26 protein-coding genes are annotated in these 24,600 nt (G+C 66.4%); 11 read left to right on the top strand and 15 right to left on the bottom strand.

The window, feature by feature from the left end; translation table 11 throughout:
- Positions 1-4: 4 nt before the first annotated feature.
- Positions 5-916 (bottom strand): LysR family transcriptional regulator, encoded by a 912-nt coding sequence (locus HWX07_RS20020; RefSeq protein WP_027807604.1) that lies wholly within the window; start codon positions 914-916, stop codon positions 5-7.
- Positions 917-1,087: 171 nt separating this feature from the next.
- On the opposite strand from HWX07_RS20020, the gene gcl reads away from it, so the two are divergent.
- The 4 genes from gcl to lysM all read left to right on the top strand — a co-directional run bounded on the left by gcl (position 1,088) and on the right by lysM (position 5,592).
- Positions 1,088-2,863, top strand: a complete 1,776-nt coding sequence (gcl, locus tag HWX07_RS20015; protein ID WP_175806260.1) for a glyoxylate carboligase — start codon at positions 1,088-1,090, stop codon at positions 2,861-2,863.
- Positions 2,864-2,915: 52 nt separating this feature from the next.
- Positions 2,916-3,725 carry a hydroxypyruvate isomerase gene (gene hyi, locus HWX07_RS20010; protein WP_175877428.1) on the top strand — a complete coding sequence of 270 codons (810 nt, stop codon included), beginning with the start codon at positions 2,916-2,918 and terminating at the stop codon, positions 3,723-3,725.
- Positions 3,726-3,760: 35 nt separating this feature from the next.
- Positions 3,761-4,660, top strand: coding sequence for a 2-hydroxy-3-oxopropionate reductase (locus tag HWX07_RS20005; RefSeq protein WP_279608425.1), 900 nt, complete (start codon positions 3,761-3,763; stop codon positions 4,658-4,660).
- 461 nt (positions 4,661-5,121) lie between these two features.
- The gene (lysM, locus tag HWX07_RS20000) at positions 5,122-5,592 is read left to right on the top strand and encodes a peptidoglycan-binding protein LysM (RefSeq protein WP_006478617.1); all 471 of its coding nucleotides are present in this window, start codon (positions 5,122-5,124) and stop codon (positions 5,590-5,592) included.
- A gap of 90 nt (positions 5,593-5,682) precedes the next feature.
- Here the strand turns inward: lysM and HWX07_RS19995 are convergent, their stop codons facing one another.
- Positions 5,683-6,705: an asparaginase gene (locus tag HWX07_RS19995; protein WP_175806257.1), complete on the bottom strand. Its 1,023-nt coding sequence runs from the start codon at positions 6,703-6,705 to the stop codon at positions 5,683-5,685.
- A 270-nt stretch (positions 6,706-6,975) separates the two neighbouring features.
- Between HWX07_RS19995 and HWX07_RS19990 the strand changes: the two genes are divergently transcribed.
- From HWX07_RS19990 to HWX07_RS19980, 3 genes are all read left to right on the top strand, one after another.
- On the top strand, positions 6,976-7,266 hold the full coding sequence (locus tag HWX07_RS19990; RefSeq protein ID WP_011549641.1) for a PsiF family protein: 291 nt from the start codon (positions 6,976-6,978) through the stop codon (positions 7,264-7,266).
- A gap of 270 nt (positions 7,267-7,536) precedes the next feature.
- A complete protein-coding gene (locus HWX07_RS19985) occupies positions 7,537-7,986 on the top strand; it encodes a membrane protein (RefSeq protein WP_012328676.1) in 450 nt (149 codons plus the stop codon).
- 246 nt (positions 7,987-8,232) lie between these two features.
- Positions 8,233-8,820, top strand: a complete 588-nt coding sequence (locus HWX07_RS19980) for a YSC84-related protein (RefSeq protein ID WP_006478613.1) — start codon at positions 8,233-8,235, stop codon at positions 8,818-8,820.
- Positions 8,821-8,925: 105 nt separating this feature from the next.
- Here the strand turns inward: HWX07_RS19980 and HWX07_RS19975 are convergent, their stop codons facing one another.
- The 9 genes from HWX07_RS19975 to mltG form a co-directional block, all read right to left on the bottom strand.
- A complete protein-coding gene (locus HWX07_RS19975; protein ID WP_023475621.1) occupies positions 8,926-9,990 on the bottom strand; it encodes a glycosyltransferase family 4 protein in 1,065 nt (354 codons plus the stop codon).
- A gap of 321 nt (positions 9,991-10,311) precedes the next feature.
- Positions 10,312-11,487 (bottom strand): AAA family ATPase, encoded by a 1,176-nt coding sequence (locus HWX07_RS19970; RefSeq protein ID WP_175877427.1) that lies wholly within the window; start codon positions 11,485-11,487, stop codon positions 10,312-10,314.
- 41 nt (positions 11,488-11,528) lie between these two features.
- Positions 11,529-12,701, bottom strand: a complete 1,173-nt coding sequence (locus tag HWX07_RS19965; protein ID WP_006478610.1) for a mechanosensitive ion channel domain-containing protein — start codon at positions 12,699-12,701, stop codon at positions 11,529-11,531.
- Positions 12,702-12,790: 89 nt separating this feature from the next.
- Positions 12,791-13,147 carry a Rap1a/Tai family immunity protein gene (locus HWX07_RS19960; RefSeq protein WP_011549636.1) on the bottom strand — a complete coding sequence of 119 codons (357 nt, stop codon included), beginning with the start codon at positions 13,145-13,147 and terminating at the stop codon, positions 12,791-12,793.
- Between the two features lie 121 nt (positions 13,148-13,268).
- Positions 13,269-13,979 (bottom strand): ankyrin repeat domain-containing protein, encoded by a 711-nt coding sequence (locus tag HWX07_RS19955; RefSeq protein ID WP_006478608.1) that lies wholly within the window; start codon positions 13,977-13,979, stop codon positions 13,269-13,271.
- 43 nt (positions 13,980-14,022) lie between these two features.
- A complete protein-coding gene (locus HWX07_RS19950) occupies positions 14,023-14,802 on the bottom strand; it encodes a TatD family hydrolase (protein WP_175877426.1) in 780 nt (259 codons plus the stop codon).
- Positions 14,803-14,943: 141 nt separating this feature from the next.
- Positions 14,944-15,972, bottom strand: a complete 1,029-nt coding sequence (locus tag HWX07_RS19945) for a DNA polymerase III subunit delta' (protein ID WP_175877425.1) — start codon at positions 15,970-15,972, stop codon at positions 14,944-14,946.
- Between the two features lie 19 nt (positions 15,973-15,991).
- Complete coding sequence (gene tmk, locus HWX07_RS19940; protein WP_027810787.1) at positions 15,992-16,612, bottom strand: dTMP kinase; 621 nt, start codon at positions 16,610-16,612, stop codon at positions 15,992-15,994.
- Positions 16,612-17,631: an endolytic transglycosylase MltG gene (mltG, locus tag HWX07_RS19935; RefSeq protein WP_011549633.1), complete on the bottom strand. Its 1,020-nt coding sequence runs from the start codon at positions 17,629-17,631 to the stop codon at positions 16,612-16,614. Before mltG ends, tmk begins: the two co-directional genes overlap by 1 nt.
- Positions 17,632-17,708: 77 nt before the next feature.
- On the opposite strand from mltG, the gene HWX07_RS19930 reads away from it, so the two are divergent.
- On the top strand, positions 17,709-18,743 hold the full coding sequence (locus HWX07_RS19930; protein WP_175877424.1) for a folate-binding protein YgfZ: 1,035 nt from the start codon (positions 17,709-17,711) through the stop codon (positions 18,741-18,743).
- A 76-nt stretch (positions 18,744-18,819) separates the two neighbouring features.
- Complete coding sequence (locus HWX07_RS19925; RefSeq protein ID WP_175877423.1) at positions 18,820-19,665, top strand: NRDE family protein; 846 nt, start codon at positions 18,820-18,822, stop codon at positions 19,663-19,665.
- A 16-nt stretch (positions 19,666-19,681) separates the two neighbouring features.
- Here the strand turns inward: HWX07_RS19925 and HWX07_RS19920 are convergent, their stop codons facing one another.
- The 4 genes from HWX07_RS19920 to HWX07_RS19905 all read right to left on the bottom strand — a co-directional run bounded on the left by HWX07_RS19920 (position 19,682) and on the right by HWX07_RS19905 (position 22,088).
- A complete protein-coding gene (locus tag HWX07_RS19920) occupies positions 19,682-20,128 on the bottom strand; it encodes a GNAT family N-acetyltransferase (RefSeq protein ID WP_011549631.1) in 447 nt (148 codons plus the stop codon).
- Between the two features lie 41 nt (positions 20,129-20,169).
- Positions 20,170-21,129 (bottom strand): alpha/beta hydrolase, encoded by a 960-nt coding sequence (locus HWX07_RS19915; protein ID WP_175877471.1) that lies wholly within the window; start codon positions 21,127-21,129, stop codon positions 20,170-20,172.
- A gap of 168 nt (positions 21,130-21,297) precedes the next feature.
- Positions 21,298-21,777 (bottom strand): PaaI family thioesterase, encoded by a 480-nt coding sequence (locus HWX07_RS19910; protein ID WP_006483907.1) that lies wholly within the window; start codon positions 21,775-21,777, stop codon positions 21,298-21,300.
- Positions 21,774-22,088, bottom strand: a complete 315-nt coding sequence (locus tag HWX07_RS19905; RefSeq protein ID WP_175877422.1) for a Dabb family protein — start codon at positions 22,086-22,088, stop codon at positions 21,774-21,776. The genes HWX07_RS19910 and HWX07_RS19905 overlap by 4 nt, the downstream gene beginning before the upstream one ends.
- Positions 22,089-22,266: 178 nt before the next feature.
- On the opposite strand from HWX07_RS19905, the gene HWX07_RS19900 reads away from it, so the two are divergent.
- Together HWX07_RS19900 and HWX07_RS19895 are read left to right on the top strand one after the other, a co-directional pair.
- Positions 22,267-23,499 carry an integrase arm-type DNA-binding domain-containing protein gene (locus HWX07_RS19900; RefSeq protein ID WP_175877421.1) on the top strand — a complete coding sequence of 411 codons (1,233 nt, stop codon included), beginning with the start codon at positions 22,267-22,269 and terminating at the stop codon, positions 23,497-23,499.
- 137 nt (positions 23,500-23,636) lie between these two features.
- Positions 23,637-24,437, top strand: a complete 801-nt coding sequence (locus tag HWX07_RS19895; protein WP_175877420.1) for a Swt1 family HEPN domain-containing protein — start codon at positions 23,637-23,639, stop codon at positions 24,435-24,437.
- The last annotated feature ends 163 nt before the right edge of the window (positions 24,438-24,600 follow it).

Genomic DNA, 24,600 nt, shown 5'->3' with positions numbered 1-24,600 from the left:
CACGTTACGGCGTGGTGCTCCAGTAGCCGGGGCGCGCATACGCTTCGCGCAGGTAGTCGATGAAGTAGCGCACCCGCGCCGGCACGTAGCGCTGCTGCGGATAGACCGCGAGGATGTCGTAGTCGGGCAGCGCGTATTCGTCGAGTACGGTCTCGAGCTCGCCCGTTTCGAGTTGCGCGGCGATTTCCCACGTCGAGCGCCAGCCGAGCCCGAGCCCCTCGGCCACCCAGCGGTGCAGCAGCTCGCCGTCGTTGCAGTCGAGATTGCCGGTCACGCGCATCGTCGCGATCTTGCCGTGGCGCTGGAAATACCAGCCGCGGTTCTGCCCGCCCTGCAGGTTGAACGCCAGGCAGTTGTGTTTCAGCAGGTCGTCGAGCGACTTCGGCCGGCCGTGCAGGCGGAAATAGTCGGGCGTGCCGCACACCACGCGCCGGTTCGACGCGAGCTTCACCGCGACGAAGTTCGGATCGACGGCACCGCCGATCCGGATCGACAGGTCATAGCCCTCGCGCACGAGATCGACGACACGGTCGGTCAGGTTGAACGACAGCTGCATCTCCGGCTTGTCGGCGAGGAAGCCCGGCGCGTGCGGCGCGACGTGCTTGCGCCCGAACGCGGCCGGCGCCGATACGATCAGGTGGCCGCTGACCGCGCGCCGGCCGGCGGCCAGCTCGTTCTCGGCCTGATCCCATTCGGACAGCAGCCCGCGACAGCGCTCGAGGAACGCGGCGCCCTCCTCGCTGACGACCAGCCGCCGCGTCGAGCGGTACATCAGCTTCACGCCGAGGCGCTTCTCCAGCGCGTCGATGCGCCGCCCGAGCACCACCGGCGACACACCTTCCTCCAACGCCGCCGCCGCGAGGCTGCCGGCATCGGCCACCCGCACGAACGTCTCGATCTGCTTGAAACGATCCATCTCCTGTCTCCGTCCCGGCTCCGACACCGGCGGGAAGCCCCGTCCGGCCGTCATTCCATACTTTTAGTTTCGAAATAAGCGACTTCGACTGATCTTATCAAACCTTTCCTGCATCCCTAAAGTGTCCTCAACAGACCGATTCGCAAGATTCCACCATTCAAGGAGACATTCATGGCCAAGATGAGAGCCGTCGACGCAGCCGTACTCGTGCTCGAGAAGGAAGGCATCCAGACCGCGTTCGGCGTGCCGGGCGCTGCGATCAATCCGTTCTACTCGGCCATGCGCAAATCGGGCGGCATCAGCCACGTGCTGGCGCGCCACGTCGAAGGTGCATCGCACATGGCCGAAGGCTTCACGCGTGCCGCCCCCGGCAACATCGGCGTGTGCATCGGCACGTCGGGCCCCGCCGGCACCGACATGATCACCGGCCTCTACTCCGCGTCCGCCGACTCGATTCCGATCCTCGCGATCACCGGCCAGGCGCCGCGTGCGCGCCTCTACAAGGAAGACTTCCAGGCCGTCGACATCGAATCGATCGCGAAGCCGGTCACGAAGTGGGCCGTCACCGTGCGCGAACCGGCGCTCGTGCCGCGCGTGTTCCAGCAGGCGTTCCACCTGATGCGCTCGGGCCGCCCGGGCCCCGTGCTGGTCGACCTGCCGATCGACGTGCAGCTCGCCGAAATCGAATTCGACATCGACACGTACGAACCGCTGCCGGTCTACAAGCCCGCGGCCACCCGCGCGCAGATCGAGAAGGCGCTCGCGATGCTCAACGACGCGGACAAGCCGCTGATCGTGTCGGGCGGCGGCGTGCTCAACGCGGCAGCCGAAGACCTGCTCGTGCAGTTCGCCGAAACGGTCGGCGTGCCGGTGATCCCGACGCTGATGTCGTGGGGCGCGATTGCCGACGATCACCCGCTGATGGCCGGCATGGTCGGCCTGCAGACGTCGCACCGCTACGGCAATGCGACGCTGCTCGCATCGGATTTCGTGCTCGGCATCGGCAACCGCTGGGCGAACCGCCACACGGGTAGCGTCGAGGTCTATACGAAGGGCCGCAAGTTCGTGCACGTCGATATCGAACCGACGCAGATCGGCCGCGTGTTCGGCCCGGATCTCGGCATCGTGTCCGACGCGAAGGCGGCACTCGAACTGTTCGTCGCGGTCGCGCGGGAATGGAAGGCCGCCGGCAAGCTCAAGGACCGCAGCGCGTGGGTCGCCGACTGCCAGGCACGCAAGCGCACGCTGCAGCGCAAGACGCACTTCGACAACGTGCCGGTCAAGCCGCAACGCGTGTACGAAGAGATGAACAAGGTGTTCGGCCGCGATACCTGCTACGTCAGCACGATCGGCCTGTCGCAAATCGCCGCCGCGCAGTTCCTGCACGTGTTCAAGGCACGCAACTGGATCAACTGCGGCCAGGCCGGCCCGCTCGGCTGGACGATTCCCGCCGCGCTCGGCGTGCGTGCGGCCGATCCGGGCCGCCCGATCGTCGCGCTGTCCGGCGACTACGACTTCCAGTTCATGATCGAGGAGCTGGCGGCCGGCGCGCAATTCAAGCTGCCATACGTGCACGTCGTCGTGAACAACTCGTACCTCGGGCTGATCCGCCAGGCGCAGCGCGCGTTCGACATGGACTACTGCGTACAACTCGCGTTCGACAACGTGAACGCGCCGGAACTGAACGGCTATGGCGTCGACCACGTGGCCGTCGCGGAAGGCCTCGGCTGCAAGGCACTGCGCGTGTTCAAGCCGGAAGAGATCGAGCCGGCGCTGCGTCAGGCGCAAACGCTCGCGGAAGAATTCAGCGTGCCGGTGGTCGTCGAAGTGATCCTCGAGCGCGTGACGAACATCTCGATGGGCACCGAAATCGATGCGATCAACGAATTCGAGGATCTCGCCGAAAAGGCCGAACACGCCCCGACCGCGATCTCGATGCTCGACTGAACCGACTGAACCGCAAGACTTTTTTGACTGACCGACCGACGAGGCTTAGCTCATGCCGAAGTTTGCTGCAAACCTGACCATGCTGTTCAACGAAGTGCCGTTCCTCGACCGCTTCAAGGCGGCCGCGGACGCGGGCTTCGACGCCGTCGAGTTCCTGTTCCCGTACCCGTACGCGAAAGAGGAACTCGCCGAGCGGCTCGAGACGCATCGCCTGCGCCTCGTGCTGCACAACCTGCCCGCCGGCAACTGGGATCAGGGCGAGCGCGGCATCGCGTGCCTGCCCGATCGCGTCGGCGAATTCCAGGAAGGCGTCGGCCGTGCGATCGAGTACGCGAAGGCGCTCAAGGTGCCGCAGCTGAACTGCCTCGTCGGCATCCCCTCGGCGAGCACGGCGCGCGACAAGACGTTCGTGACGATCGTCGACAACCTGCGCTTCGCCGCCGACGCACTGAAGCGCGAAGGCATCCGCCTGCTCGTCGAGCCGTGCAACAGTTTCGACATCCCGGGCTTCGCGCTGAACCGCTCGTCGGAAGGGCTCGACGTGATCCGCGCGGTCGGCTCGGACAACCTGTTCCTGCAGTACGACATCTATCACATGCAACGCATGGAAGGCGAGCTGGCCGCGACGATCGAACGCAACCTCGCGTCGATCGGCCACGTCCAGCTCGCGGACAACCCGGGCCGCAACGAGCCGGGCACCGGCGAGATCAACTACGCGTTCCTGTTCGCGCTGCTCGACCGGCTCGGCTATGCCGGCTACGTCGGCTGCGAATACAAGCCCCGTACCAACACGACGGAAGGCCTCGGCTGGCTGCAAAGCGTGGCCGGCTGCGCACCCGCCTCGGCGCGTCGCGCCGCCTGAGTCGCGCCTTTCCCGTTTTCAGCCCCATAGGAGACATTCACATGGCAACCATCGGTTTCATCGGCCTCGGCATCATGGGCGCGCACATGGCGCGCAACCTGCTCAAGGGCGATCATCAACTCGTCGTGAACGGCGCGTTCCCGGTCCCGGACGACCTGCGCGCAAGCGCGAAGGTCGTCGCGAACTCGACCGAAGTCGCGCAGCACGCGGACATCATCATCTCGATGGTGCCGGACACGCCGGACGTTCGTAACGTGCTGTTCGCCGACGACGGCGTCGCGAAAGGCCTGACGGCCGGCAAGCTCGTGATCGACATGAGCTCGATCTCGCCGCTCGACACGCAGGCGTTCGCGAAGCAGATCAACGCGCTCGGCTGCGACTATCTCGACGCACCGGTGTCCGGCGGCGAAGTCGGCGCCCGCGAAGCGACGCTGACGATCATGGTCGGCGGCCCGGAGCAGGCGTTCGAGCGCGCGAAGCCGCTGTTCGAGAAGATGGGCAAGAACATCACGCTCGTCGGCGACAACGGCGCGGGCCAGACCTGCAAGGTCGCGAACCAGATCATCGTCGCGCTGAACATCGAAGCCGTTGGCGAAGCGCTGCTGTTCGCCGCCCGCTCGGGCGCCGATCCGGAGCGAGTGCGCCAGGCGCTGATGGGCGGCTTCGCCGCGTCGCGCATCCTCGAAGTACACGGTGCGCGGATGACCAAGCGCACGTTCGACCCGGGCTTTCGCATCGAGCTGCACCAGAAGGACCTGAACCTCGCGCTCGACGGCGCACGCAAGCTCGGCCTCGCGCTGCCGCACACCGCGAGCGCGCAGCAGCTGTTCAGCGTGTGCGCATCGCACGGCGGCAAGGCATGGGATCACTCGGCGCTCGTGCGCGCGCTCGAGATCATGTCGAATTTCGAGATCGGCCAGACGCCGGCCGCGTAACGCGGATGCCGCAACGCGCGTTTGTGCTGCGATGGCGGACGCGCGCGACGCATACACGCGATTCGGCCGCGGCCGGTCGCATCGATGCGCGATGCACGCGCGCATCACGGTGGGGCGCCCCGCCCCGCATCGCCAACGGCATGCGGGACGGGGCGAAAAACGCCGCTCTGGGCTGAGAGCGGCGTGGTGGGGTCCGCAGCGGCACCCGGCGGCGCCGGGGAAGCCTTGGTCGGTCAGACGTCGTCGTCGGGTGTCCGCCTGTCGGATTTCGCGTATTACATTTCTTTACGTTCGAGCGTGCGATTTTTCATGCAATCGTCGCGTTGAACGCCTACACTTTCGCCACGCCTTTCGAGAAAACCGCCGCGCCTGCGCGCCCCTTCCGGGGTCCGCACCCAGCGCGGTGTTTTTTTCGCCACTTCACGGCGCGTTTTCTTTTCAACCACCTAAGGAGTGCAACGATGGGTCTTCTTTCGTTTATTAAAGAGGCGGGTGAAAAACTGCTGGGTCACGCCGATGCGCAAGCAGCGGAAGATCCGAATGCCGCGAACCAGACTGCGGCCGACGCAATCAAGAATTACATCAGCTCGCAAGGTCTCGACACGTCGAACCTGACCGTCGCGTTCGACGGCGCATCGCGCACCGTCACGCTGTCGGGCAGCGTCGCCGATCTCGACACGAAGGCGAAGGTCAAGGTCGCGGCCGGCAACGTGCAGGGTGTCGCGGGCGTCAACGACGACGATCTGCAGCCGGACGATCCGGAAGTGCAGTACCACGACGTGAAGCCGGGCGACACGCTGTCGGCGATCGCCAAGGAAGTGTACGGCGATGCGAACAAGTATCCGGTGATCTTCGAAGCGAACAAGCCGATGCTGTCGAGCCCGGACCGGATCTACCCGGGCCAGAAGCTCGTGATTCCGCCGCAGTCCTGAGCATTCGCGCAGCACTGACGCAAAAATGGCAGGCCATTGGCCTGCCATTTTTTTATGCGCGCCGTGTGCCGCCCGAGCGGCGGCCATCGGTCACAGCGTGTCGAATGCGCGCTGCAGTGCGTCTCGATCGTGAATACCGTTCGCGAGCGCGAGCATCAGCAGCACGCGCGCCTTGAACGGATGCAGCGAGCCCGCGCTCACGAACCCGAGCGCATCGTCGCTGGCGGCGCCGTTGCGCATCACGTGCCCCGACCCGACGCGCGATGCACGGACCACGGCCACGCCAGCGTTCACCGCATCGGCGAGTGCCGCCTGCAGCGTCGCATGGATCGACCCGTTGCCGGTGCCCGCGACGACGAGGCCGCGCACGCCGGCCGCGACGAGCGCATCGACGGCCGTGCGCGTCACGCCCGCATAGCTCGCGACGACTTCGACCGGCGGCCAGGTCGCCGCGATCGCCAGTTGCGTGTCGCGCGTGCGCGTGACACGGCGGGCGAATTCGACGCGGCCGTCCTGCACCCAGCCGAGTGCCCCGAGCTCCGGCGACTGGAACGCGTCGACCGCATAGGTGCTCGTCTTCACGACCTCGCGCGCGCCGTGGATCCGGTTGTTGAACGCGACCAGCACACCCTGCCCGCGCGCGGCCGGATGGGCGGCCACCGTCACCGCGTTCAGCAGGTTCAGCGGGCCGTCGGACGACAGTGCGGTCGCCGGCCGCATCGCGGCCGTCAGCACGACCGGCTTGTCGCCCCGGACGACCAGGTGCAGTGCATACGCGGTTTCCTCGAGCGTATCGGTGCCATGGGTGATCACGATGCCGTCGATCGCCGGATCGGCCATCAGCGCGTCGATCCGCGCGGCGAGCGTGTTCCACAGCGGCAGCGCGAGATCCTTGCTGTCGATGCTGGCGACCTGCTCCGCGTCGATACGCGCGACCGACGCAAGCGCCGGCACGGCGTCGACCAGGAAATTGACGCCGAGCGCGCCGGCCTGATAGCCGGCCGTGCTGGCCGCGTCGGGCGCGGCGCCGGCGATCGTGCCGCCGGTGGCGAGTACGGCGATGCGCGGCAGCGCCGGCGCGGACGAAGGGGATGCGGTGTTCGGTGTATTCATGGCCGCGATTGTAATGGCTCGCGGCCGGCGTCCGGTAGGTCCGGCGCGAACGCACGCGGCGCAACCCCGTGTCATGGTTTGTCCCGATCGCCGGCGCGTGCACGCCGTCAACGGCCATGCCGCCCACTGCGTTATAGAAATGCCGTTTTGGTGTTTTCACATTGATTTGCCATAATCGGAGCGCGCGGCGCGATGCGACCCTGTTCACGTCGCTCCGGGCTTCGTGACGGCGTCGATATAAAACGCAATTCACCCCATGGGAGTGTCGAAATGAAAATCCAATCGCTCGTAGCCGCAGTGCTTCTCGGCGGCATGCTGGCTTCCCCCGCTTTCGCGGCGAACAGCCAGCAGGACAAGATGAAGGCCTGTAACACCCAGGCAGCCGGCAAGACGGGCGACGAACGCAAGGCGTTCATGAAGGACTGCCTGTCGGCGAAGCCCGCGAAGGCGATGACGCAGCAGGAAAAGATGAAGGCGTGCAACACGCAGGCCACCGGCAAGAAGGGCGACGATCGCAAGGCGTTCATGAAGAGCTGCCTGAGCAACCAGCCGGCCGCCTGAGTTCCGGCGCTCCCGCCTCGAATGCCGCGCTCCGCTTCGGCGGGCGCGGCATTTTTGTTTTCGTTGCACGCGCATCGACTGGTGCCTGCCAGCCGCATGCCAGCCTTTTCCCGCCCCGTTTTTTCGGCCCGCCGTCCCGGTGTCGCCACATGGTGCGGCAATTCGCCGCGTTTTCTTCTATGATGGCTGCAACGCGGCCCACCCAAGACCAAGAAGCGCCATCGGGCCGCCCTCGAGACAGACGCGCACGCGCGTCAAACGGAGGCTTGGATGGCATGGAGACAACACCGCTGGTTCCGCCGCTGGCTGATCGTGATCGTGTTCTGGGCGGTGCCCGTCGCGATCATCGCCGTGCGCGAGATCCGCGAGGAAATGGCCTATAACAAGGCGGACCTGCAACTCGCGCTGACCACCTGGCAGCTCACCGACGCGCAACAGGCCGCCGGCGCCGCCGCGAAGTGCCACGGGGATCCTGACGAGGCGCGCGCGGCCGGGTGTCCGGCCGACGTGCTCGCCGCCAACGCGCCGCGCCAGCAGGCGGCCCGCGACGAATACGTGGTGCGCCGCAATACGCTCGCCGGCTATCTGTGGCATGCGTTCGTCGGCTACTGGGTCGTTCCGGCCGCGTTCCTGTTCGCATGCGGCGTCGTGATCGCGCTGATCCGCCGTGCGCTGCGCCGCCCGCCGATCAAGCCGCCCGTTCCCCCCGTCACACACTGACACCGACGCACGCCGCAGGCGCCGCCCGTTGCTCGAGCGCCGCGTTCCCCGCACGCCGACCACGCACGACGCGCGCCTGCCGCGTGCGCGACGCCTCGTCCGTTGGCGCGCCGCGACACCGTCGCGCGATTTGACGCTTTTTCACGCACCAACGAAAAGAGCCCCTGATCCGCTGTGATATAACTGCCGACGTGATCCGCTCCCTGAGCGAGACTCACTCCGAACATCATCCGATGGAGAACAACGATGCAAAAACGGAATCTTGTGCTGAAAGCCGCCGCTGCGCTCATCGTCGGTAGCCTCGCGCTCACCGGTTGCACCACCACGCCGGACAAGCCGGACAACGCCGCGACCAACGCGTCGAAGCGTCAATCGATCGACGCGAGCGTCGACGCCACGCTGTCGCGCATGTACTCCACCGTCAAGGGTTCGCGCGAGCTCGTCGCGAAATCGCGCGGCGTGCTGGTCTTCCCCGAAGTGCTCCAGGCCGGCTTCATCGTCGGCGGCCAGTCGGGCAACGGCGCGCTGCGCGTCGGCGGCAGCACGGTCGGCTACTACAACACGTCGTCGCTGTCGGTCGGCCTGCAGGCCGGCGCGCAGTCGAAGGCGATCGTGTTCCTGTTCATGACGCAGCAGGCGCTCGACGAATTCCGCGGCTCGGACGGCTGGGCCGCCGGCGCCGGCGCATCGGTCGCGCTCGTGAAGATGGGCGCGAACGGGGCGGTCGACTCCAACACGGCCACCGCGCCGATCCAGGTCGTCGTGCTGACCAACGCCGGCCTGATGGGCGACGTGTCGATCAACGGCACCAAGGTCACGAAGCTCAAGATCTGACGTCGACGCACTGCCCGCGCGCGCTGCGCGCGGGCCATGCGCAAACGGCGATGTCCTTGCGGGCATCGCCGTTTTTTTATCCGCCGCCCTTCTGCATCGGGACGATCAGGTCGTCGAATCGATCACCTTGAAGCGCGAGCGCTTCTGCGCGCGAATCACCGACTGGTACACGTCCACGTACTGCTGCGCCATCCGGCGCGACGTGAAGCGCTCCTCGAAGCGCTGCCGCACGCGCGCCCGTGGCAGCAGATGCAGCCGGTTCACGGCGGCCACCGCGCTGATTTCGTCCTCGACGATGAACCCCGACACGCCCTCGTCCACCACTTCGGGCACCGCGCCGCGGTTGAACGCGATTACCGGCGTGCCGCACGACATCGCCTCGATCATCACCAGGCCGAACGGCTCCGGCCAGTCGATCGGAAACAGCAGCGCATGCGCGCCCGACAGGAATTCGGCCTTCTCGTGATCGGCGATCTCGCCGATGTATTCGACGTGCGGCAACGCGAAGAGCGGCTTGATCTCGCGGTCGAAGTATTCCTGGTCGGCCGCGTCGATCTTCGCGGCGATCCGGATCGGCAGCCCGCACTGGCGGGCGATGCGGATCGCGGTATCGACGCGTTTTTCCGGCGAGATGCGGCCGAGGAACGCGAGATAGCGCGGCTCGACGGGCTGCGGCATGTACAGCGTATCGGGCAGCCCGTGATAGACGGTCGTCAGCCATTTGGCCTGCGGCAACGGCTGGCGCTGCGCATTGGAAATCGAGATCACCGGCGCCGTATTGAACGTGTCGAACACCGGTTGCTGCTCGGGCAGATCGAGCCGGCCGTGCAGCGTCGTCACGTAAGGCGTTTCCTGGCGGTTGAAGACCGAGAACGAGTAGTAGTCCATGTGGAAATGGAGCACGTCGAAATCCTTCGCGCGGCGCGCGACCGTCTCCATCAGCAGCATGTGCGGCGCCACCCGGTCGCGAATCGACGAATCGAGCCGCAGCGCGCGCGGCCACACGGGTTCGAGCTTCGCCCGCGTCGTCGAATCGCCGCTCGCGAACAGCGTCACGTCGTGGCCGAGGTCGACGAGCGCCTCGGTGATGTAGGACACGACGCGCTCCGTGCCGCCGTACAGCTTCGGGGGCACGGATTCGGTCAGCGGGGCGATCTGGGCAATTCTCATGGTCCACGTCTCCTGTGTCCTGTCCGTTGCGGCACGGCGGCGGAGCACTCGCTCGTGCGAGCCCGCCCTGCGTCCATGCAGTGCCGGCCGGCATGGCATCCGCCGGATATCTCATTATTATTCGCGATCCCGATGAGCGGAACCGCAGGTCTTTCATTTTTTGGGGGTTGTTACAGACCGGATACATTCGGCCGAAGACCGGATACATTCGGCCGATCGAGCGCGGCCGCCTCGTCTCGCGCCCGGCCGGCCCCATTCGGCGCCTCTGGCGCCTCTGGCGCCTCTGGCGCCGCTCACGCCCTCCAGCACGCAATCAGGCGGTCAACGCGACGGCCACTTCCAGGCCGGCAGGTCGCGCGAATCGGCATCGACGAGCGCGGTCGCGCCGAGCTGCTTGTCGAGCACCAGCGATTCGCAGCCGGCCTCGCGCTCGAGCGTCGCGATTAGCCGCGCGGCGTGCGACACGACCAGCACCTGCGAGCGCCGGGCGGCCTGCGCGATCAGCCGGCCGAGCGCCGGCAGCAGATCGGGATGCAGGCTCGTCTCCGGTTCATTCAGCACCATCAGCGCCGGCGGCCGCGGCGTCAGCAGCGCGGCCGCGAGCAGCAGGTAGCGCAGCGTGCCGTCGGACAGCTCGGCCGCCGCCAGCGGTCGCAGCAGCCCCGGCTGGCGCATCGATACGTCGAAGCGGCCGCGGCCGCCCGGGTTGTCGATCTCGACCGACGCGCCGGGAAACGCATCGTCGATCGCCGCATCGAGCGCCGCCGCGTCGCCGATTTCGCGGATCGTCTGCAGCGCGGCGGCCAGGTCGGCCCCGTCGTCCGCGAGCACCGGCGTATGGGTGCCGATGTGCGACTGGCGCACCGGCGCCTGCGCGTCGGTCCGGAAATGGTCGTAGAAGCGCCACGAGCGAATCCGTTCGCGCACCGCGATCATCTCGGGTGCCCCGGTCGGATCGGCGAACTCGGTCATCATGCTGTCGAAGCTCGCGACCGGCTGCGGAATCGTCTGCCAGTCGCCCGATGCGGTACGCGCACGGATCTGCGCGCCCTGCCGGTCGACCAGCAGCGTGGACGGGCGCGGCAACGCGCCGCCCCAGATGCATTCGCGCTTGACCACCGGATCGAGCGCGAACGCCGAACTGCTCGGCAGCGGCAGACCCAGATCGATCGCATAGCCGAAATCGTCGCACGCAAAGCCGAGCTTCAGGCTCACCGGCCCCTTGCGCACAGTGCCCGTCACCGGCACGTCGCCCGCCAGCATCGCGCGCGAGAAGCGCTCGGGGCCGGCCCACAACGTCGACGGCAAGCCGCCCTCGCGCGCGAGCGACGGGATCACGCGGCCCTGCGCGGTATCGGCGAGCAGCCGCAGCGCGCGGTACACGCTCGACTTGCCGCTGCCGTTCGGACCCGTCACGACGTTGAGCGCCGCGAGCGGCACGATCAGCTCGCGCAGCGAGCGGTAATTGGCGATAGCGAGCGTCTTCAGCGCGGTCATGGCAATGGGAAACAGGCAATGGCGCAGGCGCCGGGCCGCGTTCAGCGGCCGTCGACGGCCTGCGGGTCGGCCGCGGTGTTGGCCGCCGTGCTGGCGGCGGGCGAGCGTGCATGCGGCCGCTCGGGATTCGGCGCGTCCGGTGCGGATTCGTGCGGATACAGTTCCATCCGGCTGCGCGGCAGGCATTGCGGATAGCGGTGCTGCAGATACGCGATCAGCCCTTCGCGCACGCGGCAGCGCAGATCCCAGCACGATGACGAATCGGCCGCGCTGACGAGCGCGCGCAACTGCATCGTGCGCTCCGTCGCATCGGTCACCTGCAGCACTTGCACGCGACCGTCCCACTCGGGCGCGGCGTGGACGAGCCGTGCGAGTTCCTCGCGCAGCGGCGCGAGCGGCGTGCGGTAGTCGACCGACAGGTAGACGGTGCCGATGATCTCCGCGCTGCTGCGCGTCCAGTTCGTGAACGGGTTCTCGATGATCCACTGCAGCGGCACGACGAGGCGCCGCTGGTCCCACAGCCGCACCGACACGAACGAGCCGGTGATTTCCTCGATGCGCCCCCACTCGCCCTGGATCACGACCACGTCGTCGAGCCGGATCGGCTGCGTGAGCGCGATCTGCAATCCGGCGATCAGGTTGCCGAGCACCGGCCGCGCGGCGATACCGGCGACCAGCCCTGCCACACCGGCCGATGCCAGCAGGCTCGCGCCGACCTGGCGCACGTTGGGGAACGTCATCAGCGCGGCGCCGGTGCCGATGATCACGATCAGCACCATCACGGTCCGCACGAGCACCTTGGCCTGTGTATGGACGCGCCGTGCCTGAAGGTTGTCGGCCGTGTCGATCGGATGGGCCTGGATGATCGCGTCGCCGACGCCGGCCGCGAGCCGTACCAGCAGCCACGTGAGCGACACGATCGAGCCGACCGCGGCCGCGGTGCGCATGCCGCGCACGAACGACATGCCGTCGTCCGCCTGGACCCACACGAATTCCAGCGCCAGCAGCGCCAGCACGACGAGCGACGGCTTGTCGATGTAGCGCAGGATCGCGCTCATCAGCGGATACGGCTGCGCGATGCGCTTGACGATACGTGCGCCGAGGCGGTGCACGACCGCGACGACCAGTATGACGATGACCGACACGCCCAGCGTGCCGAGCCACGAATGCAACGGCGCATCGGCGATGCGCTGCAGTTCCTCGATTGAAATCATCGGCGCCCTCGAGTGATGAAGCGCACAGGCTTCGTCCTGGATGCGTCGGCGACGTCCGGGCCATGCACGCGCCCGGACACGGCGTCAGATCAGTTGCCGTTCCTGCAGGGAAACGCCTTGCCGAGACCGAGCGACACCGCGGTGCTCGCGTTGTAGTCGGCCAGCTTTGGATTCTCGGCGATGTACTTGCGCACCGCGTCCGTCATCTGTTGCGCCCGGATGTCGGGCGGCAGGCAGAAGTACTGGCCGACGCGCGGCCCCGTGGTGCCGCCGATCGCATCGATCGTGTTGTAGACGCCGTCGGCGGCGCCTTCGATATAGGCCGCGCACGACGCCCGCGACTTGACGTCCGTCTTCGCGCACAGCCGGTCGAGATCCGCGCCCGTGAAAGCCGCCGCCGACAACGGCACGGCAAACGCCGCGGCACAAAACATTGCGCGCAACATGGTGTTCCTTCTTATGTCAATGCGGCCCGAAACCGCCTGCTGCCCTGGCTGGTGCGGCGCCGGATGCCCGGCGCCGGCCGGAGGCCGGCCCGGCGGACAGACGCCGCCGCACCAAAAAACGTTATTTTGCACTCTTTTGCGCATCTGCCGGCGTCGCCGCACCGATACGCGTCGTCCGCTTGCTCAGGATCTCGATCGCGTCCGGCGCGTTGTAGTGCTTCGCGAACTCGAGCGCGGTGATGCCGAGCTGGTTCTTCACCTGCGGATCGGCGCCCTGGTCGAGCAGCAGCGTGACCGTCGACGCATGGTTGCCGCGCGCGGCCATCATCAGCGGCGTCGTGCCGTTCGGCGATGCGGTGTCAATGTACGCGTCGTGGTCGAGCAGCACCTTGACGACCGCGTCCTGGCCGTTGGTCGCCGCGTAATGCAGCGGCGCCCAGCCCTTCTTGCTGACTTCCGCGCCCTTGTCGATCAGCAGCTTGACGAGCCCGAGGTCGCCGTTCAGCGACGCGAGCATCAGCGCGTTTTCGCCGGCCTTGTCTTCCTTTTCGAGATCGACGTTCGGCGTCGTGGCGATCGCGGCCGCGACCTTGTCGGACTTCTCGCGTGCGGCGATCACGAGGATCGGATCGCCGTTCGGCGCGAGCGTGTTCGGATCGAGCTTGCCGCTCTTGAGTTGCTTGCCGATATCGGCGATGTCGTCGAACTTGACGGCCTTGACGATCGCGTCGAGCGACTCGGCGTGCGCGCCGGCGGCGGCGAACAGCCCGCTCGCGACGAATGCGGCGGCAACGAGTGCGCGTTTGGGCAGATGGTTGGTCGGCTTCGTCATTGTTGTGGGCTCCTTCCCTGGGTTGTCGGCTGCCCGCCCGTCGTTAGCGGGCGATCTTGAACAGCCGGAAAAAGTTCTGCGTCGTCGCATCGGCGAGCGCCTCGACGGCGACACCGCGCTCGGATGCGATAAAGCGTCCGACATGGCTGACGTACGCAGGTTCATTCGGCTTGCCGCGATACGGCACCGGCGCGAGGTACGGCGAGTCGGTCTCGATCAGCAGCCGGTCGAGCGGCACGCGCCGCGCGACGTCCTGCACGTCGGTCGCGTTCTTGAACGTGACGATGCCCGACAGCGAGATATGGAAGTTCTGCGCGAGCGCCTGCTCGGCGACCGGCCACGGCTCGGTGAAGCAGTGCATCACGCCGCCCGGCACGTCCGCGCGCTCCTCGGCCATGATCCGCAGCGTGTCTTCCGACGACGAACGCGTGTGGATGATCAGCGGCTTCATCGTCGCGATCGCCGCGCGAATGTGCGTGCGAAAACGTTCGCGCTGCCATTCCATGTCGGCGATCGAGCGGCCTTCGAGGCGATAGTAGTCGAGGCCGGTTTCGCCGATCGCGACGACCTTCGGGTGCGCGGCCAGCTCGACCAGCTCCGCGAGCGTCGGCTCGCGCATGTCCTCGTGATCGGGATGCACGCCGACCGATGCGTACACGTTGTCGTGCGCTTCGGCGATCGCGAGCACGTCGGGCAGCGTCTCGAGATCGACCGACACGCACAGCGCATGCGTGACGTCGTGCTCGCGCATGTTCTCGAGAACGGCCGGCAGGCGATCGGCCAGGCCCTTGAAATTGATGTGGCAGTGAGAGTCGACGAACATCGTGTTTCCTGAATACGTGAGACGGGCGCTCATGCGCCCGCCGGCATGCTGCACCGGGCGACGTGGGCGGGGCGGCCGGCCACGGTCGCGCCCCCGCGTAATCCGCTCATCGTTTCGCAACCCATCGGAAACAATGCCGGATCAAGCGAATATTTCCCGATATCCGAGAAACAATTCCTCGAATACGAGCCGCGCGTTGAGCGGATGGTTCTCGACCGTCCGCTGCCGCGTCACGGCTTTCATGAAGCGCGCGAATGCGTTCGCGTCGACCGCTTCCGCGCAGCGCGCCAGGGCCGCCGCGTGCGTCGGGAAGTAGCGCGGCGCGCCGGCCATCCGCTGCGTGAGCAGATCGTACAGCCAGCGCTGCAGCCAGCCGAGCACCAGCGGCACCGGCAGCTTCTGCAGCGTCTCGCCGCAGGCGAACGGATCGCACGCCGCACCGGCGGCAAGTTGCCCGAGCGTGTAGTCGCGCAGCGGGCGGTTCTCGTCGCTCGCGAGCGCCAGCGCGGCGAGCGGCGCGCCGCCGGCTTCGGCAAGCAGCGCGCTGGCGTGGTCGACACCCTGCGCCGCGAGCCATGCGGCGGCGGCCTCCGGCGCCGGCACGGTCATCGGCCACTGGCGGCAGCGGCTGATGATCGTCGGCAACAGGCGGTCGATGCGCGCCGACACGAGCAGGAACACGACGCCCGGCGGCGGCTCCTCCAGCGTTTTCAGCAGCGCATTCGACGCGGCGACATTGAGCGCCTCGGCCGGATACAGCACGACGACGCGCGCGCCGCCGCGGTGCGAACCGACTCCGCAGAAGTCGAGCAGCGCGCGCACCTGCTCGATCTTGATTTCCTTGCTCGGCGCCCGCGTCTTCTTGCCGCCTTCGTCCGCGTCGGCCGGCTTCGCGTCGTCCGCCGCGCCCGGCGCCTCGCCCGCCAGCGCCTCGGGCAGCACGATCCGGTAATCGGGATGGTTGCCCTGCGAGAACCAGTTGCAGGCCGCGCAGGCGCCGCACGGCTCGCCGTTCGGCTGCGGCGATTCGCACAGGAAACCCTGCGCGAGATGCTGCGCGAACTGCAGCTTGCCGATCCCGGCCTGACCGTGCAGCAGCAGCGCATGCGGCCATTGCGCGCGCAGTTGCTGCAGGCGGTTCCAGTCGTCGGTTTGCCACGGATAGATCATGTGGTGCGTTCCTTGCGGGTTACAGCGCGGCGAGCACGCGTTCGAGCTGCTGGCGGATCTCGGGAATCGATCGCGTCGCGTCGACGATCGCGAAGCGGTGCGGCGCCTCTTCCGCGCGCCGCAGGTATTCGGCACGCGTACGCGAGAAGAACGCGTCGGACTCGCTTTCGAACTTGTCGGGCATGCGCGCGGCGCCGCGACGCTCGCTCGCGATTTGCGGCGCGACGTCGAACAGCACCGTGAGGTCGGGCTGGAACCCGCCCTGCACCCAGCGCTCGAGCGTCTCGAGCTTGTCGCGCGGCAGCCCGCGGCCGCCGCCCTGGTACGCGAACGTCGCGTCGGTGAAGCGGTCGGACACGACCCAGTCGCCGCGCGCGAGCGCCGGCTCGATCACGAGCGCGAGGTGCTCGCGCCGCGCGGCGAACATCAGCAGCGCCTCCGTCTCGAGATCCATCGGCTGGTTCAGCAGGATTTCGCGCAGTTTCTCGCCGAGCTGCGTGCCGCCCGGCTCGCGGGTGACGACCACTTGCCGGCCGGCCGCCGCCAGCCGGCCCTGGAGACGTTCGCAGAACCATTGCAGGTGGGTGGTCTTCCCCGCCCCGTCGATGCCTTCGAACGTGATGAATTTACCGCTCGCCATTATTGACCTCGTATGTATTTATCCACGGCCTTGTTGTGGTCGCCGAGCGTATCCGAGAACACGCTCGTGCCGTCGCCCTTCGCGACGAAATAGAGCGCGCTCGTCGGGGCCGGATTGATCGCCGCCTGTAGCGCGGCGACACCCGGCAACGCGATCGGCGTGGGCGGCAGCCCGCGTCGGGTGTAGGTATTGTAAGGAGTGTCGGCCTGCAGGTCGCGCTTGCGCAGCCGGCCGTCGTACGCGTCGCCGAGCCCGTAGATCACCGACGGATCGGTCTGCAGCGGCATGCCGATGCGCAGCCGGTTCGCGAACACGGCCGCGACGAACGCGCGGTCGGCCGCGTGGCCGGTTTCCTTCTCGACGATCGACGCGATCGTCAGCATTTCGTAAGGTGTCTTGTACGGCAGCCCCGGCGTGCGCGCGGCCCAGGCCTCGTCGATGCGCGTCTGCATCAGGCGGTATGCACGCCGGTAGATGTTCAGGTCGCTCGTGCCCTTGTCGAACAGGTAGGTATCGGGGAAGAACAGCCCCTCGCCGCTGCCGCGCTGCACGGCGCCGTCCGACGCGCCGATCGCGCGCAGCAGCTCGGCATCGCTCATGCCGGCCGTCGCGTGCGCCAGATCGGGGTTCGCGTCGAGCTCCGCGCGCATCCGCTTGAAGGTCCAGCCCTCGATGACCGTCGCGACGTACTCGTTCACGTCGCCGCGCGCGATCTTCTGCAGCACGTCGTACGGCGTGATGCCGGTCTTGAATTCGTAGTTGCCCGATTTGAGCCGGCTCGACAGCCCGAGCACGCGCGTCATCGCGACGAACGCGAACGGTTCGACCGGCACCCCGCCGCGCTTGAGCTGCAGCGCGACGCTCTTCACGCTGCTGCGCGGCTTGATCGTGACGTCGAGCGATGCCGAGCCCAGCAACAGCGGCCGGGTTGCCCAGTAATACCCGCCGCCCGCGCCGGCAGCGGCCACGACGACGGCCAGCGCCACGATCGTCGCGGCGCATTTCTTCAGTAGGGACATGGAAACGTGACTCAGGTAAGACCCATATAATACTTGCTCGCCTCCGTCAAAGTCAGGGTTGACTGTTCCCTCATTCCATGAGCACACCGTTCGCTTCACCGGCTGCCCAGGCCGCATCTGCCTCGCTCCCCGTTTTCCCCCGCCCGTCCGCCGCCGATTTCGATGCGCCGGCCGCCTGCATGCCGCTGCCGCAGTTCGGCGTGATCGACGTGGCCGGAGACGATGCCGCGACGTTCCTGCACAGCCAGCTCACCAACGACATCGAGCATCTCGATGCCGGCAGTGCCCGGCTGTCCGGGTACTGCTCGCCCAAAGGCCGCCTGCTCGCGTCGTTCCTTACGTGGCGCGCCGGCCACGATGTGCGCCTGCTCGTGTCGAAGGACGTGCAGCCGGCCGTGCAGAAGCGGCTGTCGATGTTCGTGCTGCGCGCGAAGGCGAAGCTGACGGACGCGAGCGATACGCTCGCGGTGGCCGGCTTCGCGGGCGACGTGCGCGACGCGCTGTCGGGCATCTTCGATGCGCTGCCCGACGGCGTGCACGTGAAGGTCGACGGCGCGGCCGGCGCGCTGATCCGCGTGCCCGATGCGGCCGGCCGCAAGCGCTATCTGTGGATCGGCCCGCGCGCCGAAGTCGACGCGCGCCTCGCCGCGCTTGCCGGCACGCTGCCCGTCGTGTCGCCCGCGGTGTGGGACTGGCTGGACGTTCGCGCGGGCGAGCCGCGCATCACGCAGCCGGCCGTCGAACAGTTCGTGCCGCAGATGGTCAACTTCGACGTGATCGGTGCCGTTAACTTCAGGAAAGGGTGCTACCCGGGCCAGGAAGTGGTGGCGCGCAGCCAGTACCGCGGCACGATCAAGCGCCGCACCGCGCTTGCGCACGTCGCCGGCGAGACCGATACCGTGCATGCCGGCGTCGAGCTGTTCCACAGCGACGACCCGGGCCAGCCGTGCGGGATGATCGTGAACGCGGCGGCCGCGCCCGCAGGCGGCGTCGACGCGCTCGTCGAGATCAAGCTCGCCGCGCTCGACAGCGGCACGGTGCACCTCGGTTCGGCCGACGGCCCGGCGCTCGCGTTCGACGCGCTGCCGTACGCGTGGCCGACCGAAGCGTGATGCACTGACAACCCGTTCGGGCGCCGACTCGCGAGTCGCAGCCGGCGCCCGACGTTTCCTGCGAGAGATTCGCCCGATGTGTCTGATTGCCTTCGACTGGCAGCCCGATGCCGCCGCCGGTCCCGTCTTTACCCTCGCCGCCAATCGCGACGAGTTCTTTCGCCGGACCAGCGCGCCGCTCTCGTGGTGGGAGGACGTGCCGGGCGTACTTGCCGGCCGCGATCTCGAAGCGGGGGGCACGTGGCTCGGCGTCTCGCGCGACGGCCGCTTCGCCGCGCTGACCAACTACCGCGCGCCGTTCGACATCCGCGCGGGCGCGCCGACCCGCGGCAAGCTGGTCTCCGACTTTCTCGGCGGCATGCCTGTCGCGCCGCTCGACTATCTCGCGCAGCTTGCCGAGCATGCGGCCGTGTACAACGGCTTCAACCTGCTCGTTGGCGACTGGCGCCGCCGCGAACTCGCGTGGTTCTGCAACCGCGCGCCCGAGGGCGAAAGCCGTGTCGCCGCGCCCGTGGCGATCGCGCCGGGCGTGCATGCGCTGTCGAATGCACGGCTCGATACGCCCTGGCCGAAAGTCGTGCGCAAGCGCGCGGAGCTCGGCACGCTGCTCACCGACAATCCGACCCCGTCGCTCGACGAACTGATCGCGCTGCTGCGCGACCCGCACGTCGCGGACGACGATGCACTGCCGCACACAGGCATTCCGATCGAGCGCGAGCGCGCGTTGTCGGCCGCGTTCATCGAGACGCCCGAATACGGCACGCGCGGCACCACCGCGCTGCGTGTCACGATGAAGGAAGGCGTGCGGCTGACGGTCGAGGTCAAGGAGCGCAGCGACGACGATGGCTCGCACCGCACCGTCCGTCCGGGCGCGTTCGAGCGCGCGTTCACGTTCGATATCGACGCGGCACGGCCGCGCTGAACGCACGCGTTGCGCGCTACGGCGCGCGCGTCATCTCGACGTGCGGCACGCCGGCTTCGACGAACGGTTCGCCGACCGCCGCGAAGCCGTGCCGTAGATAGAACGACACCGCCGAATCCTGCGCGTACAGCCGCACGACGGCTTCACCGCGGCGGCGCGCGGCGTCCAGCAGCGCATTCAGCACGGCCGACCCGACGCCCTGCCCGCGCATGTCGGCCAACACCGCGACGCGGCCGATCGTGCCGGACGGCAGCAGCCGCCCCGTCGCGACCGCGCGGCGCAGCCCGGTCGCCGCGTCGGTCCGGTAAGCGACCGCATGCAACGACAGCGGATCGTCGTCGTCGAGCTCCCATTCCGGCGGAATCTGCTGCTCGCGCACGAACACCGCGTCGCGTATCCGTGCAGCGTCGCCGCCCAGTACCGTCCAGTCGCCCGTTTCCACCCCGCCCGCGCCATTCGTCATCGCCATCCTCCCGCCGCGTGCGCGCCTTCGGGCGCTCGCCGTCAAACCTCGTCGAATGCAGCCTTCAGCGCCGCGACCGCATCGGCATGCGCGGCCCGCACTTCCGGCACGTAGCCGCCCATCTTGAAGAATTCGTGGATCATCCCCGGATAGCAGACCAGCGTGACCGCGTTGCCGGCCGCGCGCAACTTGTCCGCGTACGCGGCGCCCTCGTCGCTCAGCGGATCGTATTCGGCCGTCGCGATCCACGCCGGCGCGACACCCGCGAACGACGGCGCATCGCGCGTGCCGTCGAGCGGCGCGAAACGCCAGTCATCGCGATCCGCGCGATCGCGCACGTATTGCGTGAAAAACCACTGGATCGTGTCCTGCGTCAACAGGTAGCCGTTGGCGAGCCGCGCGTGCGATGCGGTGTCCTGGTGGACCGTCACGCCCGGATAGATCAGCAGTTGCAGCGCAAGACGAATGCCCGCGTCGCGCGCGAGCACCGCGCAGACCGTCGCGAGCGTGCCGCCCGCACTGTCGCCGCCGACCGCCAGCCGTGCGGCGTCGATACCGAACGTGGCGGCTTCGCGATGCAGCCACTGCAATGCGTCGTCCGCGTCGTTCACCGCGGTCGGAAACCTGTGTTCGGGCGCGAGCCGGTAGCCGACCGACAGCACCGCGCATTGCGCATCGCGCGCGAACATCCGGCACAGCGCATCGTGCGTGTCGACGCTGCCGACCGTGAAGCCGCCGCCGTGGTAGTAGACGAGCGCGGGCAGCGGCTCCGCCAGGCTCGGCGCGACCGGCAAGTACAGCCGCGCACCGATCGTGCGGCCGTCGCGCGTCGGCACGACGCATTCCTCCACCGAATGCATCGGCGCCGGCGCGACGTCGAGGATCGGCGCGCTCTTCTCGTACGCGGCGCGGGCCTGCTGCGGCGTCTGATGGTGATACGACGGACGTTTCGCGCGCTCGATCATGTCGAGCACCTGGGCGATCTTCGGATTCAGCGGCATCGGTGTGGACGGCGCCGGCGTGGCGCCGTGAACGGACAAAGCGGACAAGCGTGACATGATGCCACGTGGGGGCCAGACCGGCGCAGCGCACGGCGTGCCGGCATCCGGACTGCAAAACGAAACGGCCCTGCCTCATCGACGAGACAGGGCCGTGCATGGCGGGCGTGTTTACGCGTCGCTCGGGCCGGGCTGCGCGTCCGGCGCCGTGCGCGAGCGTTGCCGCTTGATGTCGCGGCCGACCGCGAGCCGCCGCATGTACTTGAACGTACCGAGCGCCTTCGCAACGAAATTGCCGTCGCTGTCGCGCACTTCGCCTTCGCAGTAGGCCATCGTCGTCGAGCGGTGCATCACGCGCCCGTAGGCGCGCAGTTCGCCGCGGCCCGGCTGCATGAAGTTCACCTTCATCTCGACCGTGACGACGCCGACGCCGTCGTCGGTCAGGCTGCGCGCCGCCATCGCGAGCGCGATATCGGCGAGCGTCATCGTCACGCCGCCGTGCGCGATGCTCCACGTGTTCATGTGACGCTCCTCGAGCGGCAGCACGATTTCGCTCGCGCCATCCTTCGCGGACACGAGCTGCACGCCGAGCAGATCGACGAACGGGCTTTCGATCGACGGGCCTTCCGTCGGGGTTGCCGCGTCGCTCATCGTGCGACGTCGACGATGTAGTCGACGCATTCGCGCGATTCAGCCACCGCGACGACGAATTTCTTCACTTCCTGGTGAACCGGATGCACCTGGTACGCGTCGAGCGCGGCCTTGTCGGTGAAATCGGAGACGAGCACGATGTCGGCGGTCGCGTCGAGGCCAGGGGTCGCCAAGCCGACGTCGATCTGCAAGGTGCCCGGCACGAGATCGCGGCAACCTTCGAGCTTTTCCTTCAGCTTCAGCGCGTTCTGCGCACGCGTCGTGCCTTCGGCCGATTCCTTCAACTTCCACATGACGATATGTCTGATCACTTCGGTTGCTCCTGTTCGTGTTGGTTCGGTCATTTGCCCAAAACCCTTACCAGTTGGGCACTTTACGCCCGCTCACCGTTCGCTTGCGTTCGCCGGAAATCGTGTCCGGCCGAGAAAAAAGGGGGTATAAAAGGGGGTATCATTTCGATCATCCAGAGACGATACCCCCTTTTTCACCGTGCCACTTACCGACATCAAGATCCGACAAGCGAAGGCAGGCAACAAGCCTACCAAACTTACTGACGGCAATGGACTGTATCTGTTGGTGAAGCCGTCCGGCTCCAAGCTTTGGCGATACAGGTACCGAATTGCGGGGAAGGAGAATCTCTTCGCGATCGGCGAATATCCAACGATTAGCCTTCAAGACGCACGCGCGGCGCGTGACGACGCCCGCGAACTCGTCAAGAAGGGACTGCACCCGTCGCATGCGCGACAGGAAGTGCTGTCGGCGCGTATCGACGAAGGCAAAGCAACTTTTCGCGCCGTCAGCGACGAGTGGCTTGAGAAGAAGAGGAAGACGTGGACCGAGCGGCACTTTGGCGAGATTCTGCGCATGCTCGAAACCGATGCGTACTCGTTCATCGGGAACCGCCCCATGCGCTCTGTTACCGCCCATGACGTGCTTGCTTTGATGCGTCGGGTCGAAGAGCGCGGCTCGCCTTCCGTGGCGATCAAACTCCGCCAGTACGTGTCCAACGTGTTCCAGTATGCGGTGATCACACTGCGAGCCGATACAGATCCCGCATCGGTGCTGCGTGGCTCGGTCCTGAAACCCCCGACAGAGAATGCTCGGGCGTTGAGCCGTGAAGAACTGAAGAGACTCTTTCGCCAGCTTCCAACCTACAAGAGCAGACGAACCGAGATTGCGATTCGATTGCTGATGATGTTGTTTCCGAGAACGATCGAGCTTTGCCGTGCGCGATGGGAAGAAATCGACCTGGGAACCGCAGAGTGGAAGGTACCCCCGGAAAAGATCAAGTCACGACGTCTGCACATCGTTCCCCTTCCCTCGCAAGCGGTGAAATTGCTGCGCGAGTTGCAGGAGATGTACGGAAATCGCGGGTATATCTTGCCGATTCTGCATAGCAATCGAAAGCGCCCACACATGAGTCGCGCAACGATCAACCGGGCGATCGATTACATGGTTCCGGATAACCCTGAACCCATAACTGGCCATGACTTTCGGGCAACTGCGTCGACCAACCTCCATGAAATGGGATGGAAGGACGAAGTCGTTGAAATGCAGTTGTCGCATAAGGACAAGGACAGGACTCGCTCGACGTACAACCATGCAAAGTACTTACCGCAGCGTCGGGAGATGATGCAAGCGTGGGCGAATTGGCTCGACGACGTCGAAGAAGAGGCACTGCAAGATGGGGGTACCGAGAGCATCCCCACCAGTAACCGATGATGCAGCAGTACCTACGCCTTCTTTGGTAAGGCCCGCGCGCAGAGCTACGTCAGACGTATACTCATGTTTCTGGGGATGCGCCCTTACCGATCCCAAGCTGAAACGCAATAATGTAGTCATACAATCACGGAGCGCGTATGGCAATTGAAATCGACGCGGAGACCGAGCTTAAGCTGCTTGAAAACTCGATGCGCGATGTAATTCAGATTGTTCTCGAGAACAAATTCGGCCCTCAGTGGCTTAGCAACTTGAAAGTGAGCACGGAGAGAGTTGAGCGGTGGAAGGAGCGGCAGGAGACCGAGAAAAAAAGGCTCTCTGGAAAGGCACTTGACGGTAGATTACTTTACTATTCCGATTTCTACGACATCAACACAATTATAAAAAAACACTGGAACGATGGATTTATCGATGTATTTGGCGATCTTAAAACGACAGAGATTTTTCTAGGGCAAATGGAGAAGCTACGCGACCCAAATGCACACAGACGCGAACTTACGAATCAACAGAAATGCTTAATTGCAGGCATTTCCGGCGAATTGCGAATCCAGATTATGCAGTACCGTGGAAAAGGGCAAAACGTGGATAATTATTTTGCTGTTATCGAAGCGATCAAGGACAGTCTGGGAAATAGCTATCCCTGCCCTCACGGCGGCAACATGGTGGTTGCAGAGCAGATACTGCGTGTCGGCGACACTATCGAGTTCTGCGTCACTTCAACCGATCCCCACGGAGGGGAACTTGAGTACTCAATTGCACGCACTGGCAAGCCAGAAGATTGGCAGAAGGAAAATCACAAGACGATCACGCTGACTGAAGAGCACATCGGGAAAATGTGTGATTTCAGCATAAGGATTCGCACTGACAAACCTTATACGGCACTCAATGGTTTCGACGACATTGTATCCTTTCGATACACCGTCTTGCCGGCTGAGAAGTAACTCACAATTAGCTGAGCATCGTCGCGGCGCGCAGCGTCGAGCCCGACCGACCGTCATTGAAGTGACGGGTGTGATGCCGCAGCAACCACTCCGCTGGCAAGCGGACTAGGTCAAAAGCTACGTCGCTCGTTGCGCCATCTCTCTCTACGAGCGCCTGCCACCC

It is taken from the genome of Burkholderia sp. BCC0097 (assembly GCF_902832985.1).
Taxonomy (GTDB): domain Bacteria; phylum Pseudomonadota; class Gammaproteobacteria; order Burkholderiales; family Burkholderiaceae; genus Burkholderia; species Burkholderia orbicola.
This window is presented reverse-complemented; position numbering and strand designations above follow the sequence as displayed.

Coding starts and splice junctions, on each gene's coding strand:
- HWX07_RS19930 (WP_175877424.1), top strand. CDS start 17,709: ATGAGCACACCGTTCGCTTCACCGGCTGCCCAGGCCGCATCTGCCTCG.
- HWX07_RS20020 (WP_027807604.1), bottom strand. CDS start 916: ATGGATCGTTTCAAGCAGATCGAGACGTTCGTGCGGGTGGCCGATGCC.
- HWX07_RS19970 (WP_175877427.1), bottom strand. CDS start 11,487: ATGACCGCGCTGAAGACGCTCGCTATCGCCAATTACCGCTCGCTGCGC.
- HWX07_RS19920 (WP_011549631.1), bottom strand. CDS start 20,128: ATGACGAATGGCGCGGGCGGGGTGGAAACGGGCGACTGGACGGTACTG.
- HWX07_RS19985 (WP_012328676.1), top strand. CDS start 7,537: ATGGCATGGAGACAACACCGCTGGTTCCGCCGCTGGCTGATCGTGATC.
- HWX07_RS19980 (WP_006478613.1), top strand. CDS start 8,233: ATGCAAAAACGGAATCTTGTGCTGAAAGCCGCCGCTGCGCTCATCGTC.
- HWX07_RS19910 (WP_006483907.1), bottom strand. CDS start 21,777: ATGAGCGACGCGGCAACCCCGACGGAAGGCCCGTCGATCGAAAGCCCG.
- HWX07_RS19990 (WP_011549641.1), top strand. CDS start 6,976: ATGAAAATCCAATCGCTCGTAGCCGCAGTGCTTCTCGGCGGCATGCTG.
- HWX07_RS19955 (WP_006478608.1), bottom strand. CDS start 13,979: ATGACGAAGCCGACCAACCATCTGCCCAAACGCGCACTCGTTGCCGCC.
- HWX07_RS19915 (WP_175877471.1), bottom strand. CDS start 21,129: ATGCCGCTGAATCCGAAGATCGCCCAGGTGCTCGACATGATCGAGCGC.
- HWX07_RS19925 (WP_175877423.1), top strand. CDS start 18,820: ATGTGTCTGATTGCCTTCGACTGGCAGCCCGATGCCGCCGCCGGTCCC.
- HWX07_RS19965 (WP_006478610.1), bottom strand. CDS start 12,701: ATGATTTCAATCGAGGAACTGCAGCGCATCGCCGATGCGCCGTTGCAT.
- hyi (WP_175877428.1), top strand. CDS start 2,916: ATGCCGAAGTTTGCTGCAAACCTGACCATGCTGTTCAACGAAGTGCCG.
- HWX07_RS19960 (WP_011549636.1), bottom strand. CDS start 13,147: ATGTTGCGCGCAATGTTTTGTGCCGCGGCGTTTGCCGTGCCGTTGTCG.
- HWX07_RS19895 (WP_175877420.1), top strand. CDS start 23,637: ATGGCAATTGAAATCGACGCGGAGACCGAGCTTAAGCTGCTTGAAAAC.
- gcl (WP_175806260.1), top strand. CDS start 1,088: ATGGCCAAGATGAGAGCCGTCGACGCAGCCGTACTCGTGCTCGAGAAG.
- lysM (WP_006478617.1), top strand. CDS start 5,122: ATGGGTCTTCTTTCGTTTATTAAAGAGGCGGGTGAAAAACTGCTGGGT.
- HWX07_RS19945 (WP_175877425.1), bottom strand. CDS start 15,972: ATGATCTATCCGTGGCAAACCGACGACTGGAACCGCCTGCAGCAACTG.
- HWX07_RS19950 (WP_175877426.1), bottom strand. CDS start 14,802: ATGTTCGTCGACTCTCACTGCCACATCAATTTCAAGGGCCTGGCCGAT.
- tmk (WP_027810787.1), bottom strand. CDS start 16,612: ATGGCGAGCGGTAAATTCATCACGTTCGAAGGCATCGACGGGGCGGGG.
- mltG (WP_011549633.1), bottom strand. CDS start 17,631: ATGTCCCTACTGAAGAAATGCGCCGCGACGATCGTGGCGCTGGCCGTC.
- HWX07_RS19995 (WP_175806257.1), bottom strand. CDS start 6,705: ATGAATACACCGAACACCGCATCCCCTTCGTCCGCGCCGGCGCTGCCG.
- HWX07_RS19975 (WP_023475621.1), bottom strand. CDS start 9,990: ATGAGAATTGCCCAGATCGCCCCGCTGACCGAATCCGTGCCCCCGAAG.